This window comes from Pleomorphomonas koreensis DSM 23070, from assembly GCF_000425185.1.
Taxonomy (GTDB): domain Bacteria; phylum Pseudomonadota; class Alphaproteobacteria; order Rhizobiales; family Pleomorphomonadaceae; genus Pleomorphomonas; species Pleomorphomonas koreensis.
In genome coordinates this window covers 62,091-77,824 of record NZ_AULH01000005.1, presented here as the reverse complement: position 1 = coordinate 77,824, position 15,734 = coordinate 62,091, and the positions used below count along the sequence as shown (strand labels likewise).

15 protein-coding genes and 1 riboswitch are annotated in these 15,734 nt (G+C 69.6%); of the genes, 9 read left to right on the top strand and 6 right to left on the bottom strand.

What is annotated here, in order from left to right:
• Positions 1–22: 22 nt before the first annotated feature.
• The 8 genes from H512_RS0102085 (at position 23) to H512_RS0102050 (ending at position 8,272) form a co-directional block, all read left to right on the top strand.
• Positions 23–601 (top strand): hypothetical protein, encoded by a 579-nt coding sequence (locus H512_RS0102085; RefSeq protein ID WP_026782115.1) that lies wholly within the window; start codon positions 23–25, stop codon positions 599–601.
• 95 nt (positions 602–696) lie between these two features.
• Positions 697–790, top strand: a riboswitch (glycine riboswitch).
• A gap of 151 nt (positions 791–941) precedes the next feature.
• Positions 942–2,096: a glycine cleavage system aminomethyltransferase GcvT gene (gcvT, locus tag H512_RS0102080; protein WP_053239494.1), complete on the top strand. Its 1,155-nt coding sequence runs from the start codon at positions 942–944 to the stop codon at positions 2,094–2,096.
• A 27-nt stretch (positions 2,097–2,123) separates the two neighbouring features.
• Positions 2,124–2,495: a glycine cleavage system protein GcvH gene (gene gcvH / locus H512_RS0102075; protein WP_026782113.1), complete on the top strand. Its 372-nt coding sequence runs from the start codon at positions 2,124–2,126 to the stop codon at positions 2,493–2,495.
• An 89-nt stretch (positions 2,496–2,584) separates the two neighbouring features.
• Positions 2,585–3,931 (top strand): aminomethyl-transferring glycine dehydrogenase subunit GcvPA, encoded by a 1,347-nt coding sequence (gene gcvPA / locus H512_RS0102070; RefSeq protein ID WP_026782112.1) that lies wholly within the window; start codon positions 2,585–2,587, stop codon positions 3,929–3,931.
• The gene (locus tag H512_RS26825; protein ID WP_156899307.1) at positions 3,928–4,065 is read left to right on the top strand and encodes a hypothetical protein; all 138 of its coding nucleotides are present in this window, start codon (positions 3,928–3,930) and stop codon (positions 4,063–4,065) included. Before gcvPA ends, H512_RS26825 begins: the two co-directional genes overlap by 4 nt.
• Positions 4,062–5,612 carry an aminomethyl-transferring glycine dehydrogenase subunit GcvPB gene (gcvPB, locus tag H512_RS0102060; RefSeq protein WP_026782111.1) on the top strand — a complete coding sequence of 517 codons (1,551 nt, stop codon included), beginning with the start codon at positions 4,062–4,064 and terminating at the stop codon, positions 5,610–5,612. Before H512_RS26825 ends, gcvPB begins: the two co-directional genes overlap by 4 nt.
• 114 nt (positions 5,613–5,726) lie before the next feature.
• Positions 5,727–8,015 carry a flagellar hook-length control protein FliK gene (locus H512_RS0102055; RefSeq protein WP_026782110.1) on the top strand — a complete coding sequence of 763 codons (2,289 nt, stop codon included), beginning with the start codon at positions 5,727–5,729 and terminating at the stop codon, positions 8,013–8,015.
• A complete protein-coding gene (locus H512_RS0102050; protein ID WP_026782109.1) occupies positions 8,012–8,272 on the top strand; it encodes an EscU/YscU/HrcU family type III secretion system export apparatus switch protein in 261 nt (86 codons plus the stop codon). Before H512_RS0102055 ends, H512_RS0102050 begins: the two co-directional genes overlap by 4 nt.
• A 70-nt stretch (positions 8,273–8,342) precedes the next feature.
• Here the strand turns inward: H512_RS0102050 and H512_RS0102045 are convergent, their stop codons facing one another.
• From H512_RS0102045 to H512_RS0102020, 6 genes are all read right to left on the bottom strand, one after another.
• Positions 8,343–9,020, bottom strand: coding sequence for an HAD family hydrolase (locus H512_RS0102045; protein ID WP_084798259.1), 678 nt, complete (start codon positions 9,018–9,020; stop codon positions 8,343–8,345).
• A 37-nt stretch (positions 9,021–9,057) separates the two neighbouring features.
• Positions 9,058–10,500 (bottom strand): AMP nucleosidase, encoded by a 1,443-nt coding sequence (locus H512_RS0102040; protein ID WP_169507120.1) that lies wholly within the window; start codon positions 10,498–10,500, stop codon positions 9,058–9,060.
• A gap of 168 nt (positions 10,501–10,668) precedes the next feature.
• Positions 10,669–11,304, bottom strand: a complete 636-nt coding sequence (locus H512_RS0102035) for a GNAT family N-acetyltransferase (protein WP_026782106.1) — start codon at positions 11,302–11,304, stop codon at positions 10,669–10,671.
• Positions 11,305–11,354: 50 nt separating this feature from the next.
• Positions 11,355–12,056, bottom strand: a complete 702-nt coding sequence (locus H512_RS0102030; protein WP_026782105.1) for a TerB family tellurite resistance protein — start codon at positions 12,054–12,056, stop codon at positions 11,355–11,357.
• A 98-nt stretch (positions 12,057–12,154) separates the two neighbouring features.
• Positions 12,155–12,727, bottom strand: coding sequence for a histidine phosphatase family protein (locus H512_RS22210; protein WP_036789692.1), 573 nt, complete (start codon positions 12,725–12,727; stop codon positions 12,155–12,157).
• A complete protein-coding gene (locus H512_RS0102020; protein ID WP_026782104.1) occupies positions 12,724–13,890 on the bottom strand; it encodes a benzoate/H(+) symporter BenE family transporter in 1,167 nt (388 codons plus the stop codon). The genes H512_RS22210 and H512_RS0102020 overlap by 4 nt, the downstream gene beginning before the upstream one ends.
• Before the next feature lie 589 nt (positions 13,891–14,479).
• On the opposite strand from H512_RS0102020, the gene H512_RS25535 reads away from it, so the two are divergent.
• Positions 14,480–15,640: a porin gene (locus H512_RS25535; RefSeq protein ID WP_169507114.1), complete on the top strand. Its 1,161-nt coding sequence runs from the start codon at positions 14,480–14,482 to the stop codon at positions 15,638–15,640.
• Positions 15,641–15,734 lie beyond the last annotated feature (94 nt).

Sequence of the window (15,734 nt, the reverse complement as noted above, 5' to 3'; positions counted from 1 at the left end):
GCTGAGCGGAGGTAAGGCTCTCATGATCTCTGGCGGTTTCAGCGGTAAAACCTTGTCGGCGCTTGCGCTGGCGCTCGCGCTTTCGGCCTGTTCCTCGGATGGCGGCTTCTCCGCCCGGTCGCTGGTCGCCGGCGGTCCCGATCCGAAGGTGGAGCAGGAGGGTCTGGAGAAATTCGCGGTGGTCGCCGTCTGTCCGGACGTGCAGGTGCGCGACGGCACGCAGATGCTGGCCGTGTTCGAGAAGGGCAAGCAGGGCGACTACAGCGCCATCCGCTTCCAGGGCTCCATCCGCAAGTTCGCCCGCGAATGCCGCACCGACGCCTCCGGCACCACGACCATCAAGGTCGGCGTCGCCGGCCGCCTCCTGGCCGGCCCCAACGGGGCGACCGGCGCCGCCACGCTGCCCCTGCGCGTCGTGCTGGTGCGCAACGGCGACGAGGTGCTCTATTCCAAGCTCTATCCGCTGAACGTGACGATCGCGCCGGGCACGGCCGCCGCCGACTGGGACCTCGTAGCGCCCGACGTCGTCGTTCCCGGCGACAAGAGCCAGGGCAATTTCGTCATCTACGTCGGCTTCGACGAGGCCGGCAAGAAGAAGTAGGCCCGCTCGGCAAGCCGCTTGAAATTCGGCTGCCGCTCGGTCATGCTTGTTTCGTTCGGGATAGTCGTGCCCGGACGCGGGGCCGCAAGGTTCCGAGACGCTGCGCGGGAGAGATCGGCGGTGCTTACCGCCGGCGCCGAAGGAGCAACCGCCCCGGAAACTCTCAGGCAAACGGACCGCTCGCAGCGGACGACGCTCTGGAAAGCAGGCGAGGCCGCTGGCCTTGCCTCACCGAAGGAGTAACCCGGGCAGGGCGTCCGGGGAAATCTCTCAGGTTTCGTGACAGAGGGGGCGCGGATACGACGGTCGTCGTCCGCCCACCTCTATCCGGAGCCGACGCATGACGACGCCAGTCCATGCCGACCACGACCCGCATTCCGAGCCGCTGAAGACTCCCCTTTACGACGCCCACGTGGCGCTCGGCGCCCGCATGGTGCCGTTCGCCGGCTACCTGATGCCGGTGCAATACGAGGGCATCCTCGCCGAGCACGCCCATTGCCGCGCCGCCGCCGGCCTGTTCGATGTCTCCCACATGGGACAGGCGACACTGCGCGGCCCCGACCACGCGACGGTCGCCCGCGCCCTGGAGGCGCTGGTGCCGGCCGACATCCTCGGCCTCGAACCGGGCCGGCAGCGCTATTCGCAACTGCTCAACGAGCGCGGCGGCATCCTCGACGACCTGATGGTGCACCGCGCGCCCGGCGCCGACGGCCCGCTCGGCCTCGTCGTCAACGCCGCCCGCAAGGTTGCCGACTACGCCCACATCGCCGCCCGCCTGCCGGACGACGTGCTGCTCGAAATCCACGAGGAGCGGGCGCTGCTGGCGTTGCAAGGGCCCGAGGCGGCGGACGTGCTGACTTCGCTCGGCGCCGACGTCGCCGGCTGGGACTTCATGGACGTCGGCCCGGCGTCGATCGCCGGCATCCCCGCCGTGGTCTCCCGCTCCGGCTACACCGGCGAGGACGGCTTCGAGATCTCGGTCAACGCTGACACCGCCGCCGGCCTCTGGACCATCCTCACGCGCGATTCCCGCGTCCGGCCGATCGGCCTCGGCGCCCGCGATTCGCTGCGTCTCGAAGGCGGGCTCTGCCTCTACGGCCACGACATCGACGAGACCACGACGCCGGTCGAGGCCGGTCTCCTGTGGTCGATCCAGAAGCGCCGCCGCGAGGACGGCGGCTTTCCGGGCGCCGACGTCGTCCGCGCGCAGATCGCCGAGGGCGTCGCCCGCAAGCGCGTCGGCATCCGGCCGGACGGCCGGGCGCCGGCCCGCGACGGCACCGAGATCGTCGACGGCAACGGCGTCGCCATCGGCCACGTCACCTCCGGCGGCTTCGGTCCGACTGTCGGCGGCCCGGTGGCCATGGGCTACGTCGCCGCCGTCCACTCGCGGCCCGGCACGTCGATCGGGCTGGTGGTGCGCGGCAAGACGCTGCCGGCCGAGATCGTTTTCCTTCCCTTCGTTCCGGCCCGCTTCCATCGCGCGCCCAAGTAAAGCTCCAGAGATAACGGGACATCAGCCATGACCAAGTATTACACCGAGGATCACGAGTGGATCGCCGTGACCGGCAACGTCGCCACGCTCGGCATCACCGACTACGCCCAGGCCCAACTCGGCGACGTGGTGTTCGTCGAGGTGCCGAGCATCGGCCGCAAGGTGAAGAAGGGCGAGGAGACGGCGGTGGTCGAGAGCGTCAAGGCGGCGAGCGAGGTCTATGCGCCGGTCACCGGCACCGTCGTCGCCGCCAACGAGCCGCTGGCCGACAGCCCGATCACCGTCAACGAGGACCCCGAGGGCGCCGCCTGGTTCTGCAAGATCGAGCTGGCCGACCCCTCCGAGCTTGAGGTGCTGATGGACGAGGCCGCCTACAAGGCCTTCGTCGAAGGGCTCTGAGCGGCCGGTTCGTCCTTTCCCGAGGCGTCGCGCTTCCCGTTCCCACGGGAAAGCGCTCCCTTCTCCTCGCGTCCTCCGGAGTGCATGCCATGCGCTATCTTCCGCTTTCCGACGCCGACCGGGCCGACATGCTCGCCGCCATCGGCGCCGCCTCGATCGACGACCTGTTCGCCGACCTGCCGGCCGACAAGCGTCTGTCGGCTTTGCCGAACCTGCCGCTGCACATGAGCGAGCCGGCGGTCGCCCGCCGCCTCGGCGCGCTCGCCGCAAAGAACACGCCGGCCGGCGCGGTGCCCTTCTTCGTCGGCGCCGGCGCCTACAAGCATCACGTGCCGGCCACCGTCGACCATCTGATCCAGCGGTCGGAGTTCCTGACCAGTTACACGCCCTACCAGCCGGAAATCGCCCAGGGCACCTTGCAGGTGCTGTTCGAGTTCCAGACGCAGGTCGCCCGCCTCACCGGCATGGAGGTGGCCAACGCCTCGATGTACGACGGCTCGACGGCGCTGGCCGAGGCGGTACTGATGGCCCACCGCATCACCCGGCGCGACAAGGCGGTGCTGTCGGGCGGCGTCCACCCGCACTATCGCGGCGTCGTCGAGACGGTGACGCGCCTCTCCGGCCATCAGGTGGAAAGCCTGCCGCCGGATGTCGCCGGCACCGAGGACATCCTCTCGCGCATCGACGACACCACGTCCTGCGTCGTCGTGCAGTCGCCGTCCTTCTACGGCCAGCTCTACGACCTGAAGCCGATCGCCGACAAGGCGCACGCCGTCGGCGCCCTGTTGATCGCCTCGTTCACCGAGGTGGTGTCGCTCGGCCTGATCGAGCCGCCGGGCGCCCAAGGCGCCGATATCGTGGTCGGCGAGGGCCAGTCGCTCGGCAACCCGCTCAGCTTCGGCGGGCCCTATGTCGGCCTGTTCGCGACGCGGCAGAAATACGTCCGCCAGATGCCCGGCCGCCTCTGCGGCGAAACGGTGGACGCCGACGGCCGCCGCGCCTTCGTGCTGACGCTGTCGGCCCGCGAGCAGCACATCCGCCGCGAGAAGGCGACCTCCAACATCTGCACCAACGCCGGCCTCTGCGCGCTGGCCTTCTCGATCCACCTGACGCTTCTGGGCGGCGCCGGACTGACGAAGCTCGCCCGCATCAACCACGCCAATGCGGTGAAGCTGGCCGACCGCCTCGCCGCCGTCCCCGGCGTCGAGCTGCTGAACGCCAGCTTCTTCAACGAGTTCGCCCTGCGCCTGGCGAAGGATGCCGCCGCCGTCGTCGAGACGCTGGCCGGCAGGGGAATTCTGGCCGGCGTGCCGGCCAGCCGGCTGGAGCCCGGCCGGCCGGAGCTGGACAATGTGCTGGTCGTCGCCTCGACCGAGGTCAACACCGACGACGACCGGGCGGCCTTCGCGGGCGCGCTCCGGGAGGCGCTGGCATGACCGACGAGCGCCCGCAGAAAAGCGACGACGCCAACCCGCCGCGTCGCCTCATCAACGACAAGCCGGCGAGGACGCCGAGCCGCTATCGCAGCTTCCTCCTGTCGACGCTGTTCACCTATGGAGGTGACCGATGACCATGAATGCCGTGGGCCGCCTGACGGCGCCCGTTCCGACCGAGGCGCACGACGTCGCCACCTTCACCGGCAATCGCGGCCTCGCCATCGAGGAGCCGCTGCTGTTCGAGGTCGGCCGGCCCGACGTATCCGGCGTCGATTTCGACGATGTCGACGACGTGATGCCGCGCCTTGGCGGTCAGGTCCGCATGGCGCCGCTCGACCTGCCCGGCCTCAGCGAGCCGGAGACCATGCGCCACTATGTGCGCCTCTCCCGCCAGAACTACGCCATCGACCTCGGGCTCTACCCGCTCGGCTCCTGCACCATGAAGCACAATCCGCGCCTCAACGAGGCGATGGCGCGGCTGCCGGGCTTTGCCGACGTGCATCCGTTGCAGCCGCTGTCCACCGTGGCCGGCGCCGTCGATCTCGTCGCCGAACTCGGCCGCTGGCTCTTGGAACTCACCGGCATGGCCTCGGTGGCGATGAGCCCCAAGGCCGGCGCCCACGGCGAGATGTGCGGCATGGCGGCGATCAAGGCGGCGCTCGCCGATCGCGGCGAGGCGCGCGACGTGGTGCTGGTGCCGGAATCGGCGCACGGCACCAACCCGGCGACCGCCGCCCAGCTCGGCTTCCGCGTCGTCGCCGTGCCGGCGCGGCCCGACGGCACCGTCGATCCGGAGGAGGTCAGGAAGCGCCTCACGCCCGAAGTGGCGGCGATCATGCTGACCAACCCCAACACCTGCGGCCTGTTCGAGCGCGATATCGTCGGCATCGCCGAGGCGGTGCACGCCGCCGGCGCCTATTTCTACGCCGACGGCGCCAACTTCAACGCCATCGTCGGCAAGGTGCGGCCGGGCGACCTCGGCGTCGATGCCATGCACATCAACCTCCACAAGACCTTCTCGACGCCGCACGGCGGTGGCGGCCCCGGCGCCGGCCCGGTGGTGCTGTCCGAACGCCTCGCGCCCTACGCGCCGGTGCCCTTCGTGCGCTTCGACGCGGAAGGCGCGGCCGAATTCGTCGAGACGCGCAAGATCGCCGGCGAGCTTGGGGCGAAGCCGTTCGGCCGCATCACCGCCTTCCACGGCCAGATGGGCATGTTCGTGCGTGCGCTCGCCTACATGCTGAGCCACGGCGCCGACGGTCTTCGTCAGGCGTCGGAAGACGCGGTGCTGGCCGCCAACTACGTCAAGGCGCGGCTGGCCGACGTGATGACGGTGGCCTTCCCCGACCGGCCGGCCATGCACGAGGTGCTGTTCGACGACCGCTTCCTGGCGGACACCGGCGTCACCACGCTCGACTTTGCGAAAGCGATGATCGACGAGGGCTACCACCCGATGACCATGTATTTCCCACTGGTCGTCCACGGCGCCTTGCTGATCGAGCCGACCGAATCGGAATCGAAGGCCAGCCTCGACCAGTTCGTCGACACGCTCCGCCACCTCGCGGAGCGGGCGAAATCCGGCGACGCCGACGCCTTCCGGGCAGCGCCGCGACTGGCGCCGCGCCGCCGCGTCGATGAAACGCTGGCCGCCCGCCAGCCGAAGCTGGTCCAGCCGGTCTAAAAGACGGATGCGCGGCGGTTTGGCGCGGAAAACCGCGCCGGCCGCCGTTTGTCCGCTTGCCAGACGGCCGGTTTCAAAGCACCCTCCCGGAATTCCCCCTCCGGGAGCATGCCCATGGCGATCGGCTCGCTGCCGCCGGTGATCAATGAAATCCAGGCGAACTCCGGTCAGCCTGGGAAGATGCTGGCCCGTCAGTCGGCCGCCGCGTCGCTGCTCGACCTCCAGGCGGCGGCGACGGCCGCGCCGACGTCCATCGTCCCGGAGACCACGCTGATCGACAAGGCGGTGGCCGAGGCGCTGGGCAAGCAGGGCGGACTGGCTCCGCTCTATGCGACGCTGTCCCAGCTTGCCAAATCGCCCGATCTGCCCGACGCGGTGAAGACGGCGATCGACAGCGTGCTGGCCTTCCAGATCAGCGACGGCGACGTGACGCCCGAGCGGGTGGCCGAGGCGATCCGCGCCTCCGGCCTGTTCCACGAGGCCGTGGCGGCCGGCAAGATGGCGGCGGCGCTGCCTCCAGCCGTCCGCCAGGCGCTGGGCGGCACGCCGGAGGAGAAGAAGCAGGCGGCGCCGCCGTCCACCACAACGGGCCGGAGACCGGCGGACGCGCCAACGACGGCCTCGGCTCCAGCTGTCTCGAGGCCGGCTCCGGCCGCCAATTCCCAGATGCCGACGACCGCTCCGGCCTACGGCCGGCCTGTCCCCCCGCCGCCGACGACGACCAGTCCGACAACAGCGCAGGCGCCGCAGTCGGGGACGGCTGCTCCCGCCGCCGCGCTGACTGCATCCAGCTCGCCGGCCGCGCCCGGCACCATTCCCGCCGCGCCCGGTGCCGTTCCCGCCGCGCCGACCTCCACCGCGCTCCCGCAGGTCACGGTGACGGGACAGGCCGTGTCGCCGCCATCGTCGCCGGCCGCTCCGTCGCCGGCCGGGACGGCAAGCACGCCCGCGCCCGCCGTCGCCGCCGACGTCTCGGCACCGTTGCCGTCCCAGCCACCGAACGCCGGCACTGTGGCCCAGCCGGCGAGTCAGGCCGCAGGCGGGGCAGCGCCGGCTTTGCCACAGGCGCCGGGTGCCCCGACGGCATCGCCAGCGAACCAGTCCGGCACGGCGCCCGGTTCGACATCGCCGGCTCAGGCGTCCGCCGCGCCGACAGCTTCCGCGCCAACTTCGACCACTGCTGCGGCCACCCAGACGCCGGTCACCCCGCCGGCCGCCGCCTCGCCGTCGGGGCGATCCTTTGCGCCCTGGATGCCGGGTCGGCCGATGGCCGCTACTACGCCTGCCGCGTCCCCGGCGGCGCCGGCCGGCGTGGCCGCCGAGGCGTCCCGTCCGGCTCCTTCGTTGCCCCTGCCGCCCGCCGCTTCCGGCGAAACGCCGGTTGTCCGCGCTGGCGGCGAACGAGCGCCCTTCGTGCCCTCGACGGTCGAAAGCCTGCCGAACGCGCCGTCGCAACCGGCTTCCCGGCCTTCCCCCACCCAGCCGGCGGCGCCGTCCGCGAACCCCGCCGTATCCGCCGGCTCGACAGCCGCCACGACACCGACGGCGGGTCCGGGTGTCGTCGCCGGTTCGGGAGCCGCTCCGGCCGCGACATCGCCGGCCCGTCCGGCCGTCCGCCCCGATGTGGCGATCGAATCCCCGGCGTCCGTCCGTCCGCCGGCCACCCCGCCGTCGGCGCTGCCGGCGCCCGGCGCCGACCTCAAGGGCGCGCTGGAGATGCTGCGCCGCGAACTGATCGTCTGGCTCGGTCGCAGCGCCGACCTGATGGCCAGTCTCGACGGCGCAGCCGACGACGGCACCGCGCCGCGAGTCGACCGCCCGGCGCCGCCGCGCAAGGGCGGCCCGGTGCGCGGCCAGCCGGCCATGCCGTTGTCCGGCGAGGATGATGCCAAGCCGGTCTCCAGCGAGACGCTGGCCGGCCGGGCGCTCGGCGAGGCGGAACGGTCGCTGTCGCGCGTCTTCCTGCATCAGGCGGCGACGGCTGAGAGCCGCGACGCCCGGACCGCCCAGCCGTCGCAGGCGCTGATGCTCGAAATTCCCATCGCCGGGCCGAATGGCACCTCGATCGCCCAGCTCCGCATCGAGCGCGACGATCGCGCGCCGAGCGAACCGGGCGCGCCGCCGCGCCGGGTATTCCAGGTCGACATCGCCTTCGACGTGGCGCCGCTCGGCCCGGTCGCCGTGCGCGTCGGGCTGATGGACGGCCGGCGCGTGGCGGTCGGCGTCTGGTGCGACAGCGACGACGGCCTCGTCCGTCTGGAGGCGGAGCGGGCCAACATCGTGCTCGGCCTCGAACAGGAGGGCATGACGGTGGCCGGCGTCGACCTGCACAAGGGCCATCCGCCGGAAGGCCGCGACGAGGGCGCCGCCGCCGGCAACCATCGCCTGGACCTGCAGCTATGAGCGAGAAAGACATCCGCAAGGCGGTGGCGTTGCAATATGCCGCGCCGGATGCCCCGAAGGTGGTGGCCACGGGCAAGGGCGATATCGCCGAGGCGATCGTCGCCAAGGCGCGCGAGGCGGGCGTGCCGATCGAGGAGAACCCGGCGCTCGCCGACGCGCTGTCGACGCTGAAGCTCGACGAGACGATCCCGGTCGATCTCTACAAGGCGGTGGCGGCGGTGATCGCCGCCGTGCTGCGCGCCGCCCGCAAGGCGTGATACCGGGAGGCATTGAAGCCCCCTGGTATTCCGCTTGCCGATGTCTCATCGGCATCTTCGCGAATTCGCGTCAGAGGTCGCGGCCGTCCCAATTGCGGAAGGCTTCGATCACCGCCGCGACGTCGGCGTGCCGGCGCACCACCGTCTCGGCGCCGGCCTCCATCAGCACCTCGGCGTGACCGGGCCAGGAATGGGCGCCGCCGGTAAAGCCGATCGCCCGCATGCCGGCCGCCACGGCGGCGCTGACGCCGGCGAAGGAATCCTCGATGACGATGGTGTCGGCGGGATCGACGCCGAATTCGCGGGCGGCGTGGAGGAAGACGTTGGGATCGGGCTTGCCCTTGCCGGTGCCGACATCGGGCGCCGAGAAGACATAGGGCTTGAAACGGTCCCAGAGGCCGGCCGAGGTCAGTGCCCGCTTGAGATAGGCCGAATCGGCGTTGGAGCCGACGCAGCGCGGGCCGTCGAGCGCGTCGAGCAGGGCGACGATGCCGGGCACCGGCTTGACGTGGACGATGCGGCGGTCGAACTCCTCCTGGATGCGTTCCTTGATGCGGCCGCTGACCGGCAGGCCGGATTCCTCGGACAGGATCGCCTCCATCTCGCCGCTGGCCAGCCCGGCGAAACGGGCGGTGATCTCCTCGGCGGTGATCGTCAGGCCCTCCTCGCCGAGCACCTTGGCGGTGACCTCCGAAGAGATGATCTCGGAATCGATGAGCACGCCGTCGCAGTCGAAGATGGTCAGCATAGGAAGGTCCATGTGTTGCGGATGAGAAGGGAGCGGCCTACTGGAAGGCCGTTTCCATGAAGGAGCGCAGCTTGCGCGAATGCAGCCGCTCCGGCGCCATGTCGCGCAGCTTCTCCATGGCGCGGATGCCGATGGTGAGATGCTGGCTGACCTGCCGCCGGTAGAAGGCGCTCGCCATGCCCGGCAGCTTCAGCTCGCCGTGCAGCGGCTTGTCGGAGACGCAGAGCAGCGTGCCGTAGGGCACGCGGAAACGGAAGCCGTTGGCGGCGATGGTCGCCGATTCCATGTCGAGGCCGATGGCCCGCGACTGCGAGAAGCGCTGCACCAGCTCGCGCTGGTCGCGCAACTCCCAATTGCGGTTGTCGATGGTGGCGACGGTGCCGGTGCGCATGATGCGCTTGAGGTCCCAGCCGGTGAGGCCGGTCACCTCGGCCACCGAGCCTTCGAGCGCCACCTGGATCTCGGCCAGCGGCGGAATGGGAATCCACAGCGGCAGGTCGGCGTCGAGCACGTGGTCGTCGCGCACATAGCCGTGGGCCAGCACGTAGTCGCCGAGCGCCTGGCTGTTGCGGAGGCCGGCGCAGTGGCCGAGCATCACCCAGGCGTGCGGCCTGAGCACGGCGACGTGGTCGGTGATGGTCTTGGCGTTCGACGGGCCGACGCCGATGTTGACCAGCGTGATGCCGGAATGGTCCGAGCGGACGAGGTGGTAGGCCGGCATCTGCGGCAGCCGCGACAATTCCTCGCCTTCCACCGGCGCCGCCTCGCCGAGCGGCGTCAGCTGGTTGCCGGGCTCGATGAACGCCTCGTAGTCGCCCTGGCCGGAGGCCATCATCTCGCGGGCGCGGGAGGCGAACTCGTCGACGTAGAACTGATAGTTGGTGAACAGCACGAAGTTCTGGAAGAAGCGCGGCGAGGTGGCGGTGTAGTGCTGCAGGCGGTGCAGCGAATAGTCGATGCGCGGCGCCGTGAACGGAGCGAGCGGCAGCGGATCGCCGATCTTCGGATCGAGCGTGCCGTTGACGATGGCGTCGTCGGTGACGGTGAGGTCGGGTACGTCGAACATGTCGCGCAACGGGCGCGGCAACGTGTCCATCAGCGCCCCCTCGACATAGGCGCCCTCGAAGAAGGCGAAATGCAGGGGGATCGGCAGTGAACTCTCGCCGATCTCGATCGGCGCGTCGTAGTTGCGCAGGATCACTTCGAGCTGGTCGACGAGATAGGTGCGGAACAGCTCGGGCCGCGACACGGTGGTCTCGTAGACGCCGGGGCCGTTGAACTGGCCGTAGGAGAGGCGCGAGTCGGCGCGGCCGTGCGTGTCGGTGGCCACCCGGATCAGCGGGTAATAGGCGCGGATGCGGCCCTCGGGCACGGCGCCCTGCACCACCGCCTCGAAGGACGAGCGGAGGAAGGCGGTGTTGCGGTCGTAGATCTCGATCAGGCGGTCGACGGCGGCTTCCGCGTCGCGGAAGCTGGTCATGGGCAGGCGGGGGGGACTGTCGATGAAAACGGGAGCCGGGCGCTCGGATGCGGTCATATCGGTCTCTTGCGGTACGTGCCCGTCGGATGGTTGGTCCTTCGGGCTGGTACCGCAAGGTCAATACCACAAGATGACGGCGAAGCCAGTCCCCGTTTGTGCGGCCGGCCGTCAGTCCAGATCCGGCCGGCGGCCGTTCCGGATCACCGGGATATGCGGGCCGGCATCCTCGCCGAGCCGGCCGAGAAGGCGGACGTCGTCATGCACCTCGACGGCGCGGGCGTAGGGCACAAAGCCCATGTGCATGTAGAAGGGCAGCGCCTGCGGGCTGTCGAAGTGGCAGGTGTGCAGCCAGAGGCGCCTGACGCCCGGCCGCGCGAAGGCGATGGCGATCGCTTCCCGCATCAGCCAGCCGCCGATGCCGCCGCCGACCGCCTCCGGCACCAGGCCGAAGAAGGAGATCTCCGTTTCCTGCGGCTTGGAAAGGTCCATTTCGACGATGCCCATGCGCCGGCCGTCCTTCACCGGGCACCAGGAGCGCATGTGCGGCGCGGCGAGCTTGGCTTCGAGCTTGTCGCGCGCCATCAGCAGGCGCGAACTCCACAGCCACTCCCAGCCGATCTCCCTGTAGAGGTCGAGAAAGGTGTCGGCGTCCCAGCGGCCGACCGGCTCCAGAGCATAGCCGGCGGGCGCCGGCCGGGGCGGCCGGGCCGGCGGCTCGGTCATCTCCAGGAAGGTGACGACGTTGGCAAGCTTGCCGGGGGCGAGGGCATGGTAGCCGTCGGACAGGAAGGAGGTGTCGGTCATGACACGTCAATAGCTGAAGCGCCGCGACCTCGCCAGAGCGGTCGCGCGCCTCAGGCCGCCGCCTGCCGGGTGATGGCGCTGTAGGCCGCGTTGATCGCCGCCACGCGCTCGGTGGCGACGCGGACGAAGTCGGCCGGCAGGCCGCGCGCCTGCACCCGGTCGGGGTGGTGCTCGGAGACGAGGCGGCGCCAGGCCTTCTTCACCGTTGCGTCGTCGGCGCCGGGGGCGAGACCGAGCACCGCATAGGGACAGCGGGCGTCGCCGGCCGCGTGGCGGGCGAAGATGCGGTGGAAGGCCGCCTCGGGCACGCGGAAGATGGCGGCGACGGTCTGGAGGAAGGCGAGTTCGTCGTCGTGCAGGTGGCCGTCGGCGGTGGCGATGACGAACAGGCCGTCGAGGATGTCCTCCAGCGTTTCCATGTCCGTTTCGTAGAGCGCGCGGATGCGCTTCGCGTAATACTCGTAGCCGGCGATGTCCTGCTTTGCGAGATTGAACAGGCGCGCCACGTGGCGCTTCTCTTCCGGCGGCACCTGGAACAGCTTTTCCACCACCGCCACCTCGTCGGCGGTGACGACGCCGTCCGCCTTGGCCATCTTGGCGGACAGGGAGATCATCGCCGAAGTGAAAGCAACCCCGCGGCGAGCCTCCGGCGACAGCGTGTCGCGCAGCAGGTCGACGACGCACTGGAAGACGCAGGTGACCGCATCGGGGATGCGGGCGATGACGGCGGAGAATTGCTGCCAGAAGGTCATGATGAGGGAACCATAGGGCATAACCGCCAGCCTGGCGAGCCCGCAGGCGGCCGATCACGCCCTTCACACCAGGATTTGACCGATCGGTCGGCCGGCCGTCACGGCGCCGGCACGAAGTCGATGCGCCCGCCGTCGAGCCGGAAGAAGCCGTCCTGCGACACGGGCAGCGCCAGCATTTCGGCGTGGCCGAGGCTGGCGTGGAGGCCGCGCACCAGGCGGCTGATGATGCCGTGGGTGACGACGACGGCCGGCGCTTCCGCCGTCTCGTACCAGAGGCCGACGCGGGCGAGCACCGTGTCGAGCGTCTCGCCGCCCGGCGCCTGGAACTGCCAGTCCATCGGCCGCACCGACTGATCGGCGCCGAAGCGGGCGAGGATGTCCTCGCGCGTCAGGCCTTCCCAGTCGCCGAAATGCACCTCCATCAGCCGCGGCTCCTCGACGATGTCCATCGGCAGCGCCCGGCCGATCAGCGCCGCCGTGGCGCGGGCGCGGCCGAGCGGGCTGACATAGGCACGGATCGGCATGGCGCGCGGGCCGATCTCGGCGGCGAGCGCCCGGCCGATGCGTTCCGCCTGGGCGCGACCGAGGTCGGTGAGCGGGGAATCGAACTGCCCCTGGAAGCGGGTCTCGGTGTTCCAGAGCGTCTGGCCGTGGCGGACGAGATAGATCATCGGGCAACCCTGGCGCGATTGACGAGGTGGACGGCGATGCCGGCGACCAGCCCCCAGAAGGCGCCGGGAATGCCGAGGAAGCCGACGCCGGAGGCGGTGACCAGAAAGGTGACGACGGCCGCCTCGCGCGTCTCGGCGGCGGTGAGCGCCGTCGAGGTGGACGCGCCAAAGGCGCCGAGCAGGGCGAGGCCGGCCACCGCCTCGATCAGGATGGGCGGCGCCGCGGCGATGAAGGCGGTGGCGGCGCCCGAAACAAGGCCGACCATGACATAAGCGATGCCGCAGACGACGGCCGCCCAGTAGCGGGCGTTCTGGTCGCGGTCGGCATCGGGGCCGGCGCACAGAGCAGCGGTAATCGCCGCGAGGTTGACGGCGTGGCCGCCGAACGGCGCGGCGAGGAGGGTGAAGGCGCCGGTGTTTCGGAGGATCGGGCCGAACTCCGGCCGGTAGCCGTTGGCGTTGAGCACGGCCATGCCGGGAATGTTCTGCGCCGCCATGGTGACGACATAGAGCGGCAGCGCCGTGCCGATCAGTGCGGCGAAGCTGAAATGCGGGGCGATGAGCAGCGGCGACGGCATCAGGCCCTCGGTCACCGCGGCGGGGATCGGCGTCGTCATGGCGATGATGACGGCGGCGACGATCACCGCGGCCGGTACGGCCAGCACCTTGCGCCACAGGCCGACGACCAGCCAGGTGGCGACCACCGCGAGGCCGGCGAGCGGCGACACGGCCACCGCCTTCACTGGCGCCAGGCAGAGCGACAGCAGCACGCCGGCCAGCATGGCCGAGGCGATCGGTGTCGGGATGGCGGCGACCGCCCGGCCGAGCGGCCGTACGACGCCGGACAGCATCAGCAGCGCGCCCGTTATAAGGAAGGCGCCGACCGCGTAGGAATAGCCGCCGGCCACCGCGCCGGAAGAGGCGAGCAGCGCGGCGCCCGGCGTCGACCATGCCACCGAGATCGGCATGCGGAAGCGGAGGCTGAGCAGGATGCCCGATAGCCCCATGGCGACGGTGACGGCCATCAGCCCGGAGGCAGCCTCGGCCGGCGAGGCGCCGGCGGCGGTGAGGCCGCTGACCACCACGGTGAAGGCGCCGCCGAATCCGACGAACGCGGCGATGAGGCCAGCGGCAACAGCCTGCGGCGAGGGACGAGAGGTCATGGACGGGTTCCGGTGAAGCGGCGGCGTCGACAGGCATCCAATCCGAAAGGCGGTCCGCCGGCAAGGGCGAAGGCGGCGGTCGCACGCCCGATTCCATCGGGACAGATTCGCCGGCGAAAGACTGTCGACTTCCCGCCGTAGCCTCCGAACCGGGCGCCCCGCCCTAGCCGTTTGGTTATGAGTAGGTTCCCGGAGCCCTGTGGAAAATCCCCGGATGCTAATGGCTTGGAAATCGTCAATTCCCTTTTGAAGCAGGAACTTAACCACTCGTTAATCATTGCGCCCCAGGGGGGTGGCAGGGGAGTGGCAAAACTGCAACATGGGTTTTCGATTAGCCGTCGCGGCCGGATTGCCGGCGTCTTTCCCGTTGAAGACCGGCTCAGGATCGGCCATCACTAGCGTCGTGAGATTTCGGGAGACGGAACTCACCGCCACGTGAAGTCGATCTGCCTGGGGTGGTTGGGCGGCTGAGCAAGGCGGCAAAGAACCGGAACCGGTTCCACGCCAGCGATGATGACGGTCAGGCCGTTTGTTGTCAGGCAGGGAAGGGTTCTTTCTCTAGATGACTTTTGGAGGTCAGGAAATGAACATGAAGACGCTGCTCGGCACCGCCGCCGGCCTGATGGTCGCCACGGGCGCTTACGCCGCCGACCTGCCGGGCGAAGCCGCTCCGGCCGCTGTTGACTACGTGAAGGTTTGCGACGCCTACGGCGCCGGCTTCTTCTACATCCCCGGCACCGAGACCTGCCTGGACATCTCCGGCCGCGTCCGCGCTCGCGTTGCCTATAGCAACCATGCGACGCTCTCGGATGCGTCTTATACGGTCGTCAATGGCGGCGCTCTTATTGGTACTTATAGCTCCGCTGCTGCCGCTACTGCCGCTGCTGCCGCTCTTAACACGACCACTGGTACTACTGATTTCAGCGCTGTGAATACTCCTGCCGTTACGGGCAAGCGTATTAATTTCAAGACCGACGCTCAGGTCAAGTTCGACGCCCGCACGGCTTCGGATCTTGGTACCGTCCGTTCGTTCTTCGTGCTTCAGCTCGATAGCGCCGACGGTTCTCTCTCGGCTGACGATGCCTTCATTCAGGTCGGTTACCTGACCGTCGGCAAGATCGGCAATGCCTACGGCGACGTGTTCTATGGCGACACCGGTGCTATCTTCGGTGAGTTCGACCAGAGCACCACGGGCGCCCAGATCATGGTCGACAGCCTTGGTGGCGGTTTCTATGCCGGCGCTGGCATCCTGGCCTCGGATACCTCGGGTGACCACAAGTGGGCCCCGGTGGTGTGGGTTGACGGCTACGATGCCGAGCTGATGTACACCGCTCGTCTCGGCGTCAGGGATCAGTCGTGGGGTTCGGTCGACCTGTCGGGCTTCTACCAGACGTTTGATGGCAACAACGACGTTTGGGGCGTCAAGGCCACGGCCGACCTCAAGCTCATCGACAAGCTCAGCGCTCGTCTGGTCGGCACCTATGTCGACTACGACACCTTCAGCGCTGCCGTCGGGTCTGACAACTACTTCGGTGCCGCTGGCGCTCTGAAGTTCCAGGCCACCGATGCTCTCGACATCTATGCCGGTCTCGGTGCTAAGTTCTGGGACAAGCAGGACACCGCCACGATTGCCCAGCTCGGTGCTGACTACGCCTTCACGCCGGACCTCATCCTGACGGCCGAAGTGAACTACGTCAACCAGAACGACGACAACTGGGACGGCATGCTCAAGCTGACCCGCAACTGGTAATATAAATCCCTTCGGGGTTTGAGGGAAAGGCCCGGCTTGTCCGGGCCTTTTCTATTTTGGGTCTTCCGGTCGGGCGCCGGCGACATTTTTGCCT

Excerpts from the sequence above, each read along its gene's own strand:
- H512_RS0102085 (WP_026782115.1), top strand. The coding sequence starts at position 23 with ATGATCTCTGGCGGTTTCAGCGGTAAAACCTTGTCGGCGCTTGCGCTG.
- gcvT (WP_053239494.1), top strand. The coding sequence starts at position 942 with ATGACGACGCCAGTCCATGCCGACCACGACCCGCATTCCGAGCCGCTG.
- gcvH (WP_026782113.1), top strand. The coding sequence starts at position 2,124 with ATGACCAAGTATTACACCGAGGATCACGAGTGGATCGCCGTGACCGGC.
- gcvPA (WP_026782112.1), top strand. The coding sequence starts at position 2,585 with ATGCGCTATCTTCCGCTTTCCGACGCCGACCGGGCCGACATGCTCGCC.
- H512_RS26825 (WP_156899307.1), top strand. The coding sequence starts at position 3,928 with ATGACCGACGAGCGCCCGCAGAAAAGCGACGACGCCAACCCGCCGCGT.
- gcvPB (WP_026782111.1), top strand. The coding sequence starts at position 4,062 with ATGACCATGAATGCCGTGGGCCGCCTGACGGCGCCCGTTCCGACCGAG.
- H512_RS0102055 (WP_026782110.1), top strand. The coding sequence starts at position 5,727 with ATGGCGATCGGCTCGCTGCCGCCGGTGATCAATGAAATCCAGGCGAAC.
- H512_RS0102050 (WP_026782109.1), top strand. The coding sequence starts at position 8,012 with ATGAGCGAGAAAGACATCCGCAAGGCGGTGGCGTTGCAATATGCCGCG.
- H512_RS0102045 (WP_084798259.1), bottom strand. The coding sequence starts at position 9,020 with ATGCTGACCATCTTCGACTGCGACGGCGTGCTCATCGATTCCGAGATC.
- H512_RS0102040 (WP_169507120.1), bottom strand. The coding sequence starts at position 10,500 with ATGACCAGCTTCCGCGACGCGGAAGCCGCCGTCGACCGCCTGATCGAG.
- H512_RS0102035 (WP_026782106.1), bottom strand. The coding sequence starts at position 11,304 with ATGACCGACACCTCCTTCCTGTCCGACGGCTACCATGCCCTCGCCCCC.
- H512_RS0102030 (WP_026782105.1), bottom strand. The coding sequence starts at position 12,056 with ATGACCTTCTGGCAGCAATTCTCCGCCGTCATCGCCCGCATCCCCGAT.
- H512_RS22210 (WP_036789692.1), bottom strand. The coding sequence starts at position 12,727 with ATGATCTATCTCGTCCGCCACGGCCAGACGCTCTGGAACACCGAGACC.
- H512_RS0102020 (WP_026782104.1), bottom strand. The coding sequence starts at position 13,890 with ATGACCTCTCGTCCCTCGCCGCAGGCTGTTGCCGCTGGCCTCATCGCC.
- H512_RS25535 (WP_169507114.1), top strand. The coding sequence starts at position 14,480 with ATGAAGACGCTGCTCGGCACCGCCGCCGGCCTGATGGTCGCCACGGGC.